General features: G+C 61.8%; 14 protein-coding genes and 1 pseudogene. All 15 read right to left on the bottom strand.

The features are described 5' to 3' along the window. Positions 1-16: 16 nt before the first annotated feature. Positions 17-958, bottom strand: coding sequence for a glyoxylate/hydroxypyruvate reductase A (locus tag VNZ65_RS06370; protein WP_325667184.1), 942 nt, complete (start codon positions 956-958; stop codon positions 17-19). A gap of 132 nt (positions 959-1,090) precedes the next feature. After that, positions 1,091-3,109 carry an acetyl/propionyl/methylcrotonyl-CoA carboxylase subunit alpha gene (locus VNZ65_RS06365; RefSeq protein ID WP_325667182.1) on the bottom strand — a complete coding sequence of 673 codons (2,019 nt, stop codon included), beginning with the start codon at positions 3,107-3,109 and terminating at the stop codon, positions 1,091-1,093. A 23-nt stretch (positions 3,110-3,132) separates the two neighbouring features. Beyond that, a complete protein-coding gene (bioB, locus tag VNZ65_RS06360) occupies positions 3,133-4,188 on the bottom strand; it encodes a biotin synthase BioB (RefSeq protein ID WP_325667180.1) in 1,056 nt (351 codons plus the stop codon). Between the two features lie 35 nt (positions 4,189-4,223). Next, the gene (bioD, locus tag VNZ65_RS06355) at positions 4,224-4,967 is read right to left on the bottom strand and encodes a dethiobiotin synthase (protein WP_325667178.1); all 744 of its coding nucleotides are present in this window, start codon (positions 4,965-4,967) and stop codon (positions 4,224-4,226) included. After that, positions 4,960-6,330 (bottom strand): adenosylmethionine--8-amino-7-oxononanoate transaminase, encoded by a 1,371-nt coding sequence (bioA, locus tag VNZ65_RS06350; RefSeq protein ID WP_414649061.1) that lies wholly within the window; start codon positions 6,328-6,330, stop codon positions 4,960-4,962. The genes bioD and bioA overlap by 8 nt, the downstream gene beginning before the upstream one ends. Continuing rightward, complete coding sequence (gene bioF / locus VNZ65_RS06345; protein WP_325667175.1) at positions 6,323-7,537, bottom strand: 8-amino-7-oxononanoate synthase; 1,215 nt, start codon at positions 7,535-7,537, stop codon at positions 6,323-6,325. Before bioF ends, bioA begins: the two co-directional genes overlap by 8 nt. After that, entirely contained in the window at positions 7,530-8,783 is a 1,254-nt protein-coding gene (locus tag VNZ65_RS06340) for a cytochrome P450 (RefSeq protein ID WP_325667173.1), read from the bottom strand. Before VNZ65_RS06340 ends, bioF begins: the two co-directional genes overlap by 8 nt. Positions 8,784-8,887: 104 nt before the next feature. Beyond that, the gene (locus VNZ65_RS06335; protein ID WP_325667171.1) at positions 8,888-9,673 is read right to left on the bottom strand and encodes an enoyl-CoA hydratase/isomerase family protein; all 786 of its coding nucleotides are present in this window, start codon (positions 9,671-9,673) and stop codon (positions 8,888-8,890) included. Between the two features lie 105 nt (positions 9,674-9,778). After that, positions 9,779-10,585 carry an alpha/beta hydrolase family protein gene (locus VNZ65_RS06330; RefSeq protein WP_325667169.1) on the bottom strand — a complete coding sequence of 269 codons (807 nt, stop codon included), beginning with the start codon at positions 10,583-10,585 and terminating at the stop codon, positions 9,779-9,781. A 139-nt stretch (positions 10,586-10,724) separates the two neighbouring features. After that, positions 10,725-11,573 carry a hypothetical protein gene (locus tag VNZ65_RS06325; RefSeq protein WP_325667167.1) on the bottom strand — a complete coding sequence of 283 codons (849 nt, stop codon included), beginning with the start codon at positions 11,571-11,573 and terminating at the stop codon, positions 10,725-10,727. Positions 11,574-11,609: 36 nt separating this feature from the next. Beyond that, on the bottom strand, positions 11,610-13,232 hold the full coding sequence (locus VNZ65_RS06320; protein WP_325667165.1) for a carboxyl transferase domain-containing protein: 1,623 nt from the start codon (positions 13,230-13,232) through the stop codon (positions 11,610-11,612). 65 nt (positions 13,233-13,297) lie between these two features. After that, positions 13,298-14,992: an AMP-binding protein gene (locus VNZ65_RS06315; protein WP_325667163.1), complete on the bottom strand. Its 1,695-nt coding sequence runs from the start codon at positions 14,990-14,992 to the stop codon at positions 13,298-13,300. 44 nt (positions 14,993-15,036) lie between these two features. Beyond that, entirely contained in the window at positions 15,037-15,441 is a 405-nt protein-coding gene (locus VNZ65_RS06310; RefSeq protein WP_325667161.1) for a YchJ family protein, read from the bottom strand. Then, the gene (locus VNZ65_RS06305; RefSeq protein ID WP_325667159.1) at positions 15,438-16,043 is read right to left on the bottom strand and encodes a 2-hydroxychromene-2-carboxylate isomerase; all 606 of its coding nucleotides are present in this window, start codon (positions 16,041-16,043) and stop codon (positions 15,438-15,440) included. The genes VNZ65_RS06310 and VNZ65_RS06305 overlap by 4 nt, the downstream gene beginning before the upstream one ends. Positions 16,044-16,184: 141 nt before the next feature. Continuing rightward, a pseudogene (locus VNZ65_RS06300) lies at positions 16,185-16,780 on the bottom strand (acetyl-CoA C-acetyltransferase); the annotation flags it as partial.

The following is a 16,780-nucleotide window of genomic DNA, read 5'->3' as shown; positions in this document are numbered from 1 at the left end:
TCTTTTCTCTTGCTTGTTAGTAGCCGCTGCTGCGATCAATGATACCGCTCACGGCCTTGCCTTGTTCCAGCAGCCGGATCTTGTCGCTGATCTGCCGCACCGAATCGGCATCCACCGTGATGGCCGAAATGTGCGGGGTAATGCTGATGCGCGGTTCTTGCCAGAACGGATGGTCGGGCGCCAGCGGTTCCTGCTCGAACACGTCCAGCGTTGCCGCCGCAACCTGCCCTTCCTCGATCAGCGCCAGCAGATCCGCCTCGACCACATGGCCGCCGCGGGCAACGTTGATCAGGTAGGCGCCCTCGGCGCCCTTCTGCAATTTTTGCAGGTTTTCCCGGTTAACGATGCCGCGCGTAGCATCGGTTAGCGGCAGGATGCAGACCAGCACCCGCGAGGCCCGCAGGAAATCGTCGAGCGCGCCGTCGCCGACAAAATTGCGCACGCCTGGCAAATCCTTGGGTGTGCGGCTCCAGCCATTCAGGGGAAACTCAAAATGATGCAATGCTGCAGCGATGCGCGAACCGAGCACGCCGAGGCCGAGGATGCCGACGCTGAACTCGCGCTTGTCCGGTTCTGGCAGCGGCCGCCATTCGCGCCGTGCGGCTTGTTGCCGGTATATATCGTAGCGGCCGAAATAGCCGAGCACGGCATGCGTGACATAGCTGGCCATCTGGATCGCCATGCCGCCGTCTTCGATGCGGACCAGCGGCACGCCGGCCGGCAGCGCATCGCCCAGTTTGAGGATGGCGTCGACGCCGGCGCCGAGGTTGAAAATCGCTTTGAGGTCCTGGCGTCCTTGCAGCATGGCAGCGGGCGGCCGCCACACCAGGGCGTAATCGGCGGGAGCATTGTCGCCCTCTTGCCAGAAGCGGATGTCGGCTTGCGGCAGTGCTTTGCCGAAGTCGGCGATCCAGGTCTCGAAATCGCTGCCTGGGGGTACGTAACACAGGAGTTTCACTGTTGGGTCCTCTTGCTGTCTTGCTTGCATAAAGCGAATGCTGCGGTTCTTACTCCGTGGCCCGTCAATTGGGGGCAGAGTAATTTACGACGATGAAACTGTCGTAAAAAAACTCTGACCCCAATTGACTACTTATGCTGGTTTGAATACCAGCAGCTGCGCCGATTCGCTGACCTGGTCGCCTACCGCGTAGAGCAGTTCTTCGACCAGTCCATCGGCGGGGGCGGCGATGGTGTGTTCCATTTTCATGGCTTCCATGATCAGCAATGCTGCGCCTTTTTTTACCTGCTCGCCCTGGCTCACCAGCAGCGCGACGATCTTGCCCGGCATCGGCGCGGTCAGGCGGCCGCCCTCGGCTTCGGCGTCGCCGGCGTGCAGCAGCGGATCGAGGTAGCCCAGCGTGGCATGGCTGCCAGCGTAGAACACGTGGAACTGTTCGCCTTCCCGCACCACGGTGCCGGCTACGGTGCGGTCACCGAGACTGATTTCGATCTCGTTGCCGGCCTGATGCAGCACCGTCATCTGACGGAAATTCTCGCCTTGCAACTGCGCATGGTGCAGCAGCCAGCGGCCGCCTTCGTACATGACGTCCAGCGCCTCAGTCTTATCGCCGTCGACAAAGGCCAGGCGGCGCTGCAGGTTGCTGTTCAAACGCCAGCCATCGGTGCTGGTCCAGGGATCGCTGCCGGCATTCTTGACGCTATTGCGTTCGGACAGCAGCAGCGACGCCGCCGCCAGCGCCAGTACTTCGATCGCCGCCGGCACAGCTGCCGGAAACAGCGCATCGTGATGGCGTTCGATCAGACCCGTATCCAGATCGGCTTGCGAAAATGCCTGGCTGCCGATCAGGCGCTGCAGGAACTTGACGTTGCTGGCGAGACCGACAATCTGATATTGCGCCAGCGCGGTCGCCATGGCGGCCAGCGCTTGTTCGCGGTCTGCGCCCCAGACGATCAGCTTGGCGATCATCGGGTCGTAGAACGGTGAAATGGCGTCGCCCTCGCGCACGCCGGAATCGATGCGCACGATGCTCGTGGCGGATTGGCTGACCTCAAATGCGCTTGCTGCCGGCGTGCGCAGATGGCGCAGGGTACCGATCGACGGCAGGAAGCCCTTGTCCGGATTTTCCGCATAGATGCGCGCTTCCAGGGCATGGCCGCTGAGTTTCAGCTGATCCTGTTTTAATGGCAGCGGCTGGCCTGAGGCCACCCGCAATTGCCATTCGACCAGATCGAGGCCGGTGATCATTTCCGTCACAGGATGTTCAACCTGCAGGCGCGTATTCATTTCCATGAAATAGAATGAACCGTCCTGGTTGGCGATGAACTCGACCGTGCCGGCGCCGACATAACCGACGGCCTTGGCCGCTGCTACCGCGGCTTCGCCCATGGCGCGCCGGCGTTCCGCCGTCATGCCCGGCGCCGGCGCTTCTTCCAGGACTTTCTGATGACGCCGCTGCACCGAGCAATCGCGCTCGAACAGATAGACGCAGTCGCCCTGGGTATCGGCAAACACCTGGATCTCGATATGGCGCGGACGCGTCAGGTAACGTTCCACCAGCACCTTGTCGTCGCCGAAGCTGTTGATCGCTTCGCGCTTGCAGGAGGCCAACGCCGCCTTGAAATCGGCGCTTTGCTCGACGATGCGCATGCCTTTACCGCCGCCGCCGGCGCTGGCTTTGAGCAGCACCGGATAGGTGATCTTGTCGGCTTCGGCCTGCAGGAATTCGGCATCCTGGTTATCGCCGTGATAACCAGGCACCAGTGGCACCTTGGCTTTTTCCATCAAGGCCTTGGCAGCAGATTTCGAACCCATGGCGGAAATCGCGCTGGCCGGCGGCCCGATGAACACCAGGCCAGCCTTGGCGCAGGCTTCGGCAAACTGTGCATTCTCGGACAGGAAGCCGTAGCCCGGATGAATCGCCTGGGCGCCGGTGGCCAGCGCCACTTCGATGATCTTGTCGGCGCGCAGATAGCTTTCCTTGGCCGCGGCCGAGCCGATCAGCACCGCTTCGTCGCAGACTGCGACATGCTTGGCGCCGGCATCGGCGTCGGAATAGACGGCCACGGTCTTGATGCCCATGCGCCGTGCGGTGGCTGCCACGCGACAAGCGATCTCGCCGCGGTTGGCAATCAGGATTTTGGTAAACATGCGGTCTCCCCCTTTTTCTTTATTTATTGTTTCTGGGTGTTGTTGGCAGCGTCGTCAGCGGTGACTTCGCAACGCGCGTCGAACGCCGAAGAACGCGAATGCATGCCGAGCTTTTCCAGCAAGGCGCGGTCTTCTTCGACTTCCGGATTGCCGGTGGTCAGCAGCTTGTCGCCGTAGAAAATCGAATTGGCGCCGGCCAGGAAGCACAGCGACTGGATCGCCTCGCCCATCTGGCGACGGCCAGCCGACAGACGCACACGTGCCTTCGGCATGGTGATGCGGGCGACTGCCACAGTCCGCACAAACTCAAACAGGTCGATCGGGTCGATGCCATGCAAAGGCGTACCTTCCACTTGCACCAGATTGTTGACCGGCACCGATTCCGGATACGGTTCCAGATTCGCCAGCTGCGCCACCAGGCCAGCGCGCTGCAAGCGTGACTCGCCCATGCCGACGATGCCGCCGCAGCAGACCTTGATGCCGGCGCCGCGCACGCTGTCGAGCGTGTCCAGGCGGTTCTGGTAATCGCGGGTGGTGATGATGTCGCCATAGATTTCCGGCGCAGTATCCAGGTTGTGGTTGTAATAATCGAGGCCGGCGCCCTTCAGGCGTTCTGCCTGGCCTTCACCCAGCATACCCAGGGTTGCGCAGGTTTCCAGGCCGAGCGCCTTCACTTCACGCACCATCTCTTCGACCTTTTCCAGGTCACGGTCTTTCGGCTCGCGCCAGGCCGCGCCCATGCAGAAACGGGTGGCGCCATGCGCCTTGGCCTGGCGTGCCGCTTCCAGCACGGTATCCAGCGGCAGGATTTTTTGCGCGGTGACGCCAGTGTCGTAACGCGCCGCCTGCGGGCAGTAGCCGCAATCTTCCGGACAGCCGCCGGTCTTGATCGACAACAGTGTCGCCAGTTCGACTTCGTTAGGATCGAAATTCTCGCGATGCGTCTGCTGCGCCTTGAACATCAGTTCGTTGAACGGCAGGTTGAACAGTTCCAGCACTTTCTCTACCGGCCATTTAGCGTCTTCAGGGAACACCATAGGCTTGGCGGCTGGATGCAGTGTAATTGGTTGCGATGACATGATCAGATTTCCTTTGTATTGAGGGAATAGGTTTATTAAGAACGATTGCCGGCTGGCTCAGGCCACCCCGGCAAACTGGAAAAATTCAAATGACTGGCTGCCGCCGCGGTCAGCGCCTTGGCCGGCAAGGCATCCATGCGCGGCACATGGCCCAGCAGCGGCGCATGAATGCGGCTGCTGAGTGCAGCAATATTGGCGGCGCCGTTGAGCATGTAGGCATCGGCCGTGTTGGCGACCCAGCCGGCCAGGCGCAAGCCGCGCGCGGCGATCGCTTCCACCGTCAGCATGGCATGGTTGATGCAGCCCAGCCGCAAGCCGACCACCAGCACCACCGGCAAGCCAAGCTGCTGCGCCAGGTCGGCGGTATCTTCGCGTTCGTTGAGCGGCACGCGGAAACCGCCGACGCCTTCGACTACCAGCGCGTCGGCCTGTTCGGCCAGCTGTCGATAGCACGACAGGATGTGCGCGACCTCGATGGTCCGGTTCTCTTGCGCCGCGGCGATGTGCGGCGCGGTCGGCTGCTGCAGCAGGAACGGCGTGGTCAGCTCCTGCGGCAGCGTCACGCTGGCTTCCGCCGCCAGGATATCGGCATCGTCGTTATGCCAGACGCCGTCTCGCAATACGGCGCCGGCGGCCACCGGCTTCATGCCAGCGCTGCGCACGCCGGTTTTCGTCAGCGCATGCAGCATGGCGCTGGCGATCAGCGTCTTGCCGATTTCGGTATCGGTGCCGGCGATGAACCAGGCAGCTTTTGCTGGATTGCTGCGGGCATCAGTCATGGTTTATCACGCTTTCGAAAACAGCGGCGGTACGCGCGCCCAGCATAGCGATTTCTTCGTCGTCCAGGATATATGGCGGCATCAGGTAGACCGTCTTGCCGATCGGCCGCATCAGCAATTCATGTTCCACTGCGCTGCTGAAAAAGCGCCGCGAAAATGTCGCTGCCTGCGTCTTGCTCTCGATCACGGCATCGAAGGCCCAGATCATGCCGCGTTGACGAAAGTGCTTCACTTTCGGATGCTGCGCCAGCGGCGCCAGTGCCGCAGTAATTTTTTGTGCGCGCAGGCGGTTGGCGTTGAGCACATCGTCTTCCTCGAAGATCGCCAGCGTCGCCAGGGCGGCGCGGCAAGCCAGCGGGTTGCCGGTATAGGAATGCGAATGCAGGAAACCGCGGGCGACATCGCTGTCGTAGAACGCCTGGTAGATTTCGTCGCGCGTCATCACCAGCGACAAAGGCAGGTAGCCGCCGCTGATGCCCTTCGACAGGCAGAGGAAATCCGGCCAGACCGGCGTTTCGCCTGGCAGCGCAGCCTGCTCGGCAGCGAAGAAAGTGCCAGTGCGGCCACAACCGACTGCAATTTCGTCAAAGATCAGGTGCACCTTGTAGCGGTCGCACAGGGCGCGCAGCTCGCGCAGATAGAGCGGATCGTGCATCGCCATGCCGGTGGCGCATTGCACCAGCGGTTCGATGATGACGGCGGCGATGTGGCTGGAGCGTTGCTGCAGCAGCTTTTCCAGCACCGCGGCGGCACGGTGGGCAACCTCGGCAGCGCTTTCGCCGTCACGCGCGGCGCGCGCATCGGGCGAGGCCACCACGTGCGCCTGTCGCAGCAAGGGGCCATAGGCGTCGCGGAAAAGCGGCACGTCGGTCACAGCCAGCGCGCCGATGGTTTCGCCGTGATAGCTGCCTTTCAGGCAAACGAATTCCTGCTTGTCGCCGTAGCCGGCATTGCGCCAGGCGTGAAAGCTCATCTTCAGCGCGATCTCGACTGCCGAGGCGCCATCCGAGGCATAGAAGCAATGGCCCAGCACATGGCCGGTGCGCGCCGCCAGCTGTTCCGACAGCTGTACCACTGGTTCGTGGGTAAAGCCGGCCAGCATGGCGTGTTCCAGCTGGTCGAGCTGATCTTTCAAGGCAGCGTTGATGCGCGGATTGGCATGGCCGAACAGATTGACCCACCAGGAACTGATCGCATCCAGGTAGCGTTTGCCCTCGGTGTCGTAGAGCCAGGCGCCGCGGCCGCGGCTGACCGGAATCAGCGGCACCGATTCATGGTGCTGCATTTGCGTGCACGGATGCCAGACGCTGTCCAGGCTGCGCTGGACCAGGTCAGACTTGGGTGCAGATATGTTTTTATTCAACGGTATTCCCATTCTTTGCCATGCTGCACGTATCCGCTTCAGCATGTTGCTTTGCCAGCGCATGCAATGCGCCGATCAGTTGATCCACTTGCTGGTTGCTGTGCGTCGCCGACAGCGAGATGCGCAGGCGCGCCGTATCCTTGGGCACCGTGGGCGGGCGGATCGCCGGCACCCAGATGCCTTGCTGGCGCAAGCCTTCCATCAGGTCCAGCGCCAGCTGGTTGTCTTGCACGATCATGGCTTGCACCGCGGTGGTCGAGGGCAGCAAAGGCCATGGCAGGCCCGCCAGGCCGTTGCGCAGGCGCGCGATCAGCTGCTGCAAGTGCTGCTGCCGCCAGTCTTCCTCCTGCATCAGCTTGACCGCGGCCAGCAAGGCGCTGGCCAGCAGTGGCGGGCTGGCGGTAGTAAATATGTAAGTGCGGGCGCGTTGCAGCAGCCATTCGATCAGGGTCGCGTCACCGGCCACAAAGGCGCCGGCCACGCCGGCGGCCTTGCCCAGCGTCCCCATGTACAGGATGCGTTCCGACTTCAGTCCGAAATGGGCAATGCTGCCGCGCCCTTGCGGCCCCAGCACGCCGAAACCGTGGGCATCGTCAACCAGCAGCCAGGCATCGTATTTTTCGCACAGGGCCAGCAGTTCCGGCAAGGGTGCGATATCGCCATCCATGCTGAAGACGGCATCGGTAACCACCAGCTTGCGCGGGCTGCTGCTTTTCGCCAGCAATTGTTCCAGCCGCGCCACATCGTTGTGCGGATAGACACGGAACTGGGCGCCTGATAGACGGGCGCCGTCGATCAGGCAGGCGTGGTTCAAGCGGTCCGAGAATACTACATCGCCGACGCCGACCAGCGCCGGGATGGTGCCCATATTGGCCATGTAGCCGGTGGAAAAATGCAGCGCGCGCGGCATGCCGACGAACTCGGCCAATGCCTGCTCCAGCTCCTCCACCACGCTGGTATGGCCACTGATCAGCGCCGAGGCGCTGGCGCCGACGCCGTATTTGTCGAGCCCGGCCTGCGCCGCCGCATGCAGCGCGGGATGGTTGGCCAGACCGAGGTAGTCGTTATTGCAGAAAGCCAGGTACTGGCGGCCGTCGACGTCCAATACCGGCCCTTGCGGGCCGTCGACGATACGGCGCTTGCGCAGCAGCTTTTGCTCCTGCAGCGCATCCAGCTGGGCGCGGATCTGCTTCAGCAGCTCAGGCATAGGCGGCTTCCGTTGGCGGCAAGCTTGCGGCCGGCGCAGGACGAGCGAATTGCAAAGGCAAAGCGTTCAGACTGCGATAGACGGCATTGCCACCCCACGACTGCGTGGCGCTGGCCAGGCGCAGCTGCGGCAGGCGCCGCATCACGCTGCGCATGGCGATTTCTCCTTCCAGGTAAGTCAGGGTGGCGCCGATGCAGACGTGCGGACCGTAGCCGAAGGACAGATGCACGCCTTCGTTGCGCTGGATGTCGAGCCGGTCCGGTTCGCTGAACCTGGCCGGATCGCGGTTGGCGGCGCCGATCAGCGGAATCACCAGGTCGCCCTTCCTCATCAGCTGGCCATGCATCTCGACATCGACCTTGAGGCGGCGGCCGGTGTATTGCACCGGACTGTCGAAACGCAGCAGTTCCTTCAAGGCCGACGGCAGCAGGGCCGGATCGGCTTGCAGCGCTTGCCATTGCTGCGGATGCTGCAATAGCGCCAGCATGCCGTTGCCGAGCAGGTTGCGGGTGGTTTCATGGCCGGCGAACAGCAAGGTGCAGCATTGCGCCAGCAATTCCTTGGTGGTGATGATGCCGCCGGTCGCTTCCGCCCGGATCAGCTGGCTCATCAGGTCGTCGCCCAGGGCGGCGCGCCGCTGCGGCAGCAATTGCCGGAAATACTCGTTCATCGCGATCAGGCTGGCCTGCGCACGGCGAGCGATCTCCAGGGTCGGCGTCGGGCTGCCGATGAAGGCGGCGATATCGTCCGACCAGGCGACGAATTCGCTGCGGTCCTCGGCGGCGATGCCGAGCATGCCGGCGATCACCAGCGCCGGCAGCGGACGGGCGAAATCCTGCATGAAGTCAAACTGCGCAAACTGTCCGGAAGGCGTAGCGGCGGCTTTTGCCAATACGTCATCCAGTAGACGGTCGACAATGTTTTGTATCTGTGGTGCAAGTTCTTGCAGGGCCGCAGGCTTGAAGCCGGCGTTCATCACCTGCCGCAGGCGGGTGTGCTGGGGAGCATCGACAAACAGCAGCGAGCGCGAAAAGATGCGCTTGAATTCGCGCAGCTCCGTCAGCGCCTCCGGTCCGCTGCTATTGGCCCAGCCGCCCGCGCGGCGCACCGAGAAGCGCGGATCGCGCAGCACGCTGGCGACATCGGCGTGACCGGTCAGCAGCCAGGCGCCGCCGCAGAACTCCGGACTCCAGTGCAGCGCGCCCTCGGCACGCAGGGCGTGGTAGGCCGGATATGGATCTTGCAAAAAAGCTTCGTTAATCATTTAATATCGCATTTATTATCTTTTCCAACACATGCTTCGGCAAAATCGAAGCAGCAAGGACGAGATTGTATGTGATCACGCCGAAATCACTGCAGCCAGGACGGTTTACGCTTCTCCAGGAAGGCGCGCACGCCCTCCCTTCCTTCGGTCGACGCACGGATTTTCGCGATCTCTTCGACGGTGTCGGCGATCAGGATTTCGCTCAGCGGCTGCCCGGCAATCGAGCGCACCAGGCGCTTGGCTTCGCTGACCGCATTCGGACTTGCCGCCAGCAGGGCCTTGAGCAGCAGGCTGACGCCGTCATCGAGTTTTTCCGCTGTGCAGACTTCATGCACCAGGCCGAGTCGTTGCGCGGTCTCGGCGGAGAAGCGTTCAGCAGTTATAAAGTAGCGGCGCGCGGCCGACTCGCCGATGGACTTGATGACATAGGGTGAGATGGTAGCCGGGATCAGGCCGATTTTCACTTCCGACAGGCAAAACTGCGCCGCTTCGACCGCCACCACGATATCACAGGCGGCAACCAGACCAAGGCCGCCGGCATAGCAATCGCCCTGCACCCGTGCAACCACCGGTTTGGGGCATTGATAAATGGTGCGCAGCATGCTCGCCAGCTGCGCCGCGTCGGCGCGGTTCTGCTCCGGCGTGTAATCCGCCATCGCCTTCATCCAGTTGAGGTCACCGCCGGCGCAGAACGCCGGGCCGTCGGCGGCCAGCACGATGGCCCTTACCTCGGCGCTGCGGCCCAGTTCCAGGAAGGCATGGGTGATCTCGGCGATCATGGTTTCATTGAAGGCGTTGCGCACTTCCGGCCGGTTGAGCACGATGGTAGCGACCTGCCCTGCCTGTTGTATTGCTAATGTCTGATAAGTCACTGTTTGATCTCCGTTGGCTGTATCGCTACAGCCCAATAAATAAAATCGCGTTGCGAGCAAGACCAGCCTTGGCGGTCACACGCTGCGCTGCAAAACAACTGTGCATCATTTACCCGCCGGTTCCGCAGCAAACCCCACCCGGTCCAGGAATTCGGCCACCACCGGCGTCCAGACCTTGGTTCCGGAGGAAAACAGGGTATGTCCGTTCTTGCCAAACGGCGGCAGCAGCTTATATTCGGCCTGGCCGCCGGCCTTGGTGAAAGCGGCGTACCACTGCTGGCTGTATTGCGGCCCGAAGAACAAATCGTTCTCGGTATACACCCATAGCATCGGCGCCTTGCTGGTCTTGCCGAATTCGGCATACATGCTTTCCAGCTTGTTTCCCTGGCAAGGCACGCCCGGATGCTTGTCCGGATCGCCGCCGGCGCCGCCGGCAAAATTGATGGCCGCCACCAGGCCCGCTGGCATCCTGGCGGCGGCGGCTGTCGTGGTATAGCCGCCTACCGATTGACCGACCAGCAGCACGCGCTCGGGATTGACGTAGGGCTGGCGCTTGGCGTAGTCCAGCACCGCCAGCACTTCCGTGCTGGCCGCTGCCGCCATCGGCGCATAATCTTTCTGGCTGCAGCCGCCGCTTTCCTCCGGATCAGGTTCGACGCCGGTAGCGCCGTAACCAAGCCGGGTCGGCACGAACACGGCGTAGCCGCGCTCGGTGAAGAAGCGCACCTGCTGGGTATAGCGGAAACGCGGCGGCTGGGAACGGTCGGTAGCGCTGCGGCCGTGATTGATGATCACCAGCGGGAACGGCCCGGCGCCGGCTGGCTTGAATTGCGTGACGATGACGTCGCCGCTGACCTCGCGACCGTAGAAATTCTTGACCGTCACCGGCAGCTGGACGACAGTTTCATTCAAGTCCTGCGCCAGCGGCTGCGCTGAAACATGGCTAAACCAGAGGCACAGACACAAGCCCGCGCAACACGCGGCAAGAGACGTGGACCGCTGGCTATATGAGAATCTAGATTTATCCATGATCATTCACCCGATACTGCTTTCATTCACCTTGCTGGATACGGCCTGCCGGTGCATTCGACTGCTGTAACTGGCCGGCTGCTCCGCCAGGACGGTAAACCACGGCGTCATCAACTGCATACAACTGGCAGTTCCTGGCGCCGTGGTTATAACACCCCTGCAAAGCCCGCAAGGCAGGATCTCTTGGCAAGTTCGGGTCAGGCGGCGTGCCCCAGGACTGCCATACAAAACCATCTTCGGCGACGACAAAAGCGCGCGGGCCGGCTCTGGTCAGCCACAGCTGGTACACTTCGCGGCCGCGCTGGTCCAGGAAAGGCACCTGCTGCACATCGTTGACGTCGGCATAGCCCGACGCCGGCGGCATCAGGCGCGGCGCCGCTCCTGCATAGCCGCTGTAGACGCGGTCGGTCTTGGCCAGCTTGGCCTTGAGATCGACCACCGAGCGCGTCATGCCAGCATGGCATTCATACTGGGTGGTGCTGTCCATGACAGCCAGATGGTCGTAGAAACTGACTATCCCTACCACCGCATTGGCGCCGCTGTTGCGCGCCTGCTTGACCAGATCGAGCACAGCGTTCTGCAAAGCCATTCTGCAGACCGCGGCATCGTCGGTGATGATGCCGCGGTAGTTAGGCCTGGCCTCTCCCCTGGCGAAAATCTCTTGAGACAGTAAGGTCGCGCCATCCGGCACGGCGGAGCCGAAAACGATCGACAGATCGCTGCCGACTGCCTGCTGCACAGCGCGCTGCGAAACTGCCTCGCTGACTGGCAGCATCAGCTTGGTATTGCGGGCTTGCGCCGTACCTTGCCAGCAGATCGCGGCAACCGCGCACGCCAAAATGAAATGACGATTATTTGAGAATTTGATCATTTTTATTTTCTTGTCCCTGTTTTATCCACCGGCCGCTTACATCCGGAACACGCCGAATTTGGTGTCGGCGATCGGCGCATTCAAGGCGGCGCTCAAACCCAGTCCCAACACCCGGCGCGTATCGGCCGGATCGATCACGCCGTCGTCCCACAGGCGAGCCGAGGCATAGTACGGATGACCCTGATGTTCGTACTGGTCGCGGATCGGCTTCTTGAATGCTTCTTCCTCATCGGCGCTCCAGCTGCCGCCCTTGCCTTCGATGCCGTCGCGCTTGACCGTAGCCAGCACGCCGGCGGCCTGTTCCCCGCCCATCACGGAAATGCGGGCGTTGGGCCACATCCACAGGAAGCGCGGCGAATAGGCGCGGCCGCACATGCCGTAGTTGCCGGCGCCGAAACTGCCGCCGATGATCACCGTCAGCTTCGGTACCGAAGTGGTCGCGACTGCAGTCACCATCTTGGCGCCGTTACGGGCGATGCCTTCGTTTTCGTAGCGGCGGCCGACCATGAAGCCGGTAATGTTTTGCAAGAACACCAGCGGGATCTTGCGCTGCGAGCAGAGTTCGATGAAGTGCGTCCCCTTCAGCGCGGCTTCGGAAAACAGGATGCCGTTGTTGGCGATGATACCGACGGGCATGCCGTAGATATGGGCGAAACCGCAGATCAGCGTGGTGCCGTAGCGCGCCTTGAATTCGTCGAACTCGCTGCCGTCGACCACACGCGCAATGACTTCGCGCACATCGAAGGGCTTGCGGGTGTCGACCGGAATCACGCCATACAGTTCGTGCGCTGGATATTTCGGCTCCACCACCGGCCGCAGCAGCGGACCTGGCGGCTTTTGCCGATTCAGGTTGGAGACGATGGTGCGCGCCAGCGACAGTGCGTGCATGTCGTTTTGCGCCAGGTGGTCAGCCACGCCGGACAGGCGGGTGTGGACATCGCCGCCACCCAGGTCTTCGGCGCTGACGACTTCACCGGTAGCGGCTTTCACCAGCGGCGGGCCAGCCAGGAAAATCGTGCCCTGGTTCTTGACGATGATCGATTCATCGCTCATCGCCGGCACGTAGGCGCCGCCGGCGGTGCAGGAACCCATCACCACGGCGATCTGCGGAATACCCTTGGCCGACAGGTTGGCCTGGTTATAGAAGATGCGGCCGAAATGGTCGCGGTCGGGGAACACTTCATCCTGGTTCGGCAGGTTGGCGCCACCGCTGTCGACCAGGTAGATGCAAGGCAGGTTGTTCTGCTCGGCGATTTCCTGTGCCCGCAAATGCTTCTTGACGCTGAGCGGATAGTAGGTGCCGCCCTTGACCGTGGCGTCATTGCAAACCACCACGCATTCCTGGCCGGCGATACGGCCGATGCCGGTGATCACGCCGGCGGCCGGCGCCGCATCGCTGCCGTCCTTGTCCTTGTAGACATGGTAGGCAGCCAGCTGGGAAAATTCCATGAATGGCGTGCCGGGATCCAGCAGCATCTGCACCCGGTCGCGCGGCAGCAGCTTGCCGCGCGCCACGTGTTTGCTGCGCGCCGCCTCGCCGCCGCCTTCGGCGATCTGCGCCACCTTCTGGCGCAGGTCGTCGACCAGCAGGTTGAGGGCGCTGGCGTTTTGCTGGAATTCTTCGCTGCGTGGATTCAGCTTGCTTTCTAACTGGGGCATTGCAATGTCCTTTTATATATCTGATGTCTCTGGTGTTGTCGTGTAATGCAGTACTTAGACTATGTTCAGGCGGTGCGGACGTCGTTCAGATGCAGCTCGTCCTTCATCGCTTCGCGGATCTTGAATTTCTGTATCTTGCCGGTGATGGTCATCGGAAAAGCATCGACAAAGCGGATGTAGCGCGGCACCTTGTAGTAGGCGATCTGGCCCTGGCAAAAATCGCGTATGGCTTGCTCGTCCGCGCTCTGGCCCGGACGCAGGATGATCCAGGCGCACAGTTCCTCGCCGTACTTCTGGTCCGGCACGCCAACCACCTGCACGTCCTGCACGGCCGGATGGCGATACAGGAATTCTTCTATCTCGCGCGGGTAAATGTTCTCGCCGCCGCGTATCACCATGTCCTTCATGCGGCCGACAATGTTGACGTAGCCTTCGGCGTCCATCACGGCCAGGTCGCCGGTATGCATCCAGCCTTCAGCATCGATCGCTTCGCGCGTCTTGTCGGCGTCGCCCCAGTAGCCGTGCATCACCGAATAGCCGTGCGTGCACAGTTCGCCAGAGCTGCCGATCGGCATGATCGCGCCAGATTCCGGATCGATGATTTTCACCTGCAAGTGCGGCTGCACGGTGCCGACCGTAGCCACCCGCTTCTCCAGCGGCGTGTCGGTCATGCTCTGGCAGCTGACCGGGCTGGTTTCCGTCATGCCGTAAGCGATCGTGATCTGCTCCAGGTGCATGTCGCGCACCACGCGTTTCATCACTTCGATCGGGCAAGGCGAACCGGCCATGATCCCGGTGCGCAAGGTCGACAGATCAAACTCGGCAAAGCGTGGGTGGTCCAGTTCGGCGATGAACATGGTCGGCACGCCGTGCAAGCCGGTGCAGCGCTCTTCCTGCACCGCCTGCAGCACCGACAAGGGCTCGAAGCCATCATTCGGATAGACGATGGCGGCACCATGGGTCAGACAAGCCAGGTTGCCCAGCACCATGCCGAAGCAGTGATACAGCGGCACCGGGATGCACAAGCGATCGGCTGCGGTCAGCTTCATCGCTTCGCCGATGAAAAAACCGTTGTTCAGGATATTGCGGTGAGTCAGCGTCGCGCCTTTGGGAAAGCCGGTGGTGCCGCTGGTGAACTGGATATTGATCGGATCAGTGGCGCGTATGGTTGCGCCGATTGCCGCCAGCCGCGGGTCCGCCGCATCGCCGCCGGCAATCAGGTCGGCAAAGCGCAGCATGCCGGGCACGGCTTCGCTTCCCAGCTGGATCACGGTTTTCAGGGTCGGCAGCCGCGCTGCCTGCAAACTGCCTGCCTGTGAAGTCGCCAGTTCCGGCGCCACGATGCGTATCATTTCCAGGTAATCGCTGGTCTTGAAACTGGTCATCGAGATCAACGCCTTGCAGCCGACATTGTTAAGCGCATACTCCAGCTCGCTGACGCGGTAGGCCGGATTGATGTTGACCAGGATGATGCCGGCATAGGCGGTGGCCAGCTGCGTCAACAGCCATTCGGCATTATTGTGCGACCAGATGCCGATGCGGTCGCCCGGCTGCAGGCCGAGCGCGAGCATGGCGCTGGCCAGGCGGCGCGCTTCCTGCTGCAGCTGGCGGTAGCTGAAGCGGATGTTCTGATGGCGCGACACCAGCGCGTCATTGTCTGGAACCTGCGCCGCCATGCCGTCGAAAAACGCGCCTATGGTCTGCTCGATCAGCGGCGTATCCTCGCGGCCGCGAGCTATGCTCGAATTCAATTGCGTCATGATCTTGTCTCCTGTTTGCCTTCCCTGCGTTTCCCGAGCTTGCTTTATTTTTTCTCGGGAAAACTGCCGTCGACATAAAACCAGCGGAATACGCCCGCCACATCGGCTTCACGTACAAAACGGCTCACCTCGTGCAGGCGATGAGCGCGGCCATCGATCTTGTAGCGCGCCACAAATTCAACTATCGCGCTGTCGCCGTCGGCCTCATGCCTGCGCACATCCAACCCCAGCCACTTCAAGCCTGCTTCCACCGCAATCGGCTCCTGCGGCCGGGTGCTGGCCTGCCAGGTCGCCTGCAGATAGGCGCCGTTGTCCATCACATAGGCGCTATAGCGCGAGCGCATCAGCGCCAGCGCGGTCGGCGCTATCTCTGCGCCCGTGTGATAGCGGCCGCAGCATTGCGCGTAATTGCCGCCACCGCAAGGGCAAGCTATGGTCGCAGCCGTCAAATCTTGCCGTCCCGCATGAATGCTTCAAGCTGATCGAAACGATCGAAACCCCAGAACGCTTCGCCGTCGACGATCACGAATGGCGAGCCGAACACGCCGCGCGCCATCGCCAGGTCGACTTCGGCTTTCAGCTGGTTCTTGATCGGCAAGCTGTTGATGCCGTCCATCATGCCGTTGCTGTCGACGCCGCTGCGATGGCCGATTTCCAGCAGATGCATCGGTTCGCCGATATTGATGCCGTCGACAAAATAAGCCTGGTAAATCTGCTTGGCGAACTTGTTAGCCTTGTCCTCACCTTGCTTGCCGCGCACCCACAGCACGGCGCGCGCCGCGGCCTGGGTCGAGATCGGGAAAGCGCTTGGGCGATTGTAGGGAATGCCATGGAAACGCGCGCTGCGCTCGAAATCGTGGAACGAGTAGTCGCCCTTGATCGGCACCTGCGGCAAGGGCACTGAACCGGTAGTCTTGAACACCGGCCCGAGCAGGATCGGATGCCATTCGACATCGCGCTTGTACTTGGCCGCCAGCTCATCGATGCGGGTGGCGGCGAAATAACCGTATGGAGACGAAAAATCGAAATAGAAATCTATTGCAGCAGCCATGTTTATTACCTTGTCTAAATCGCAATTCATGAAGTCAAATAACAAAGATCAGCGTGAATCCGCGGCAATGCCACGGAAAAACGCTGATCTTTTGCTGCTTGCTACTGTGCTGCGTGAACTACATCTTGCTGGCGCGAACTATCAGACCAGTTCAACCGCAATCGCCGTACCTTCGCCGCCGCCGATGCACAGCGAGGCGACGCCGCGCTTGAGGCCCTTGGCCTTCAGCGCGCCCAGCAGCGTGACGATGATGCGTGCGCCGGAAGCGCCGATAGGATGGCCCAGTGCACAAGCGCCGCCGTGGACGTTGATCTTGTCGTGCGGGATGTCGTGTTCTTTCATGGCGGCCATCGGCACCACGGCGAACGCTTCGTTGACTTCATACAGATCGACGTCGCTGTGCTTCCAGCCGACTTTCTTGTACAGCTTTTCAATCGCGCCGACCGGTGCGGTGGTGAACCATTCCGGTTCTTGCGAATGGCTGGCGTGGCCGAGGATGCGGGCGATTGGCGTGCAGCCGAGTTTCTTGGCAGTCGACTCGCGCATCAGCACCAGCGCCGCGGCGCCGTCGTTGATCGAGGACGAGGAAGCTGCAGTGATGGTGCCGTCTTTCTTGAACGCCGCGCGCAGCGACGGGATCTTGTCGACCTTGGCTTTTTGCGGGCCTTCATCCTTGTCGATCACGACTTCGCCGGCACGGCTGGTGACGGTCACCGGTGCGATTTCCCATTTGAAGG

The organism is Collimonas sp., assembly GCF_035566555.1.
Taxonomy (GTDB): domain Bacteria; phylum Pseudomonadota; class Gammaproteobacteria; order Burkholderiales; family Burkholderiaceae_D; genus Collimonas.
Note: the sequence above shows the minus strand (reverse complement) of the source record. Positions and strands in the feature narration are given on the sequence as shown.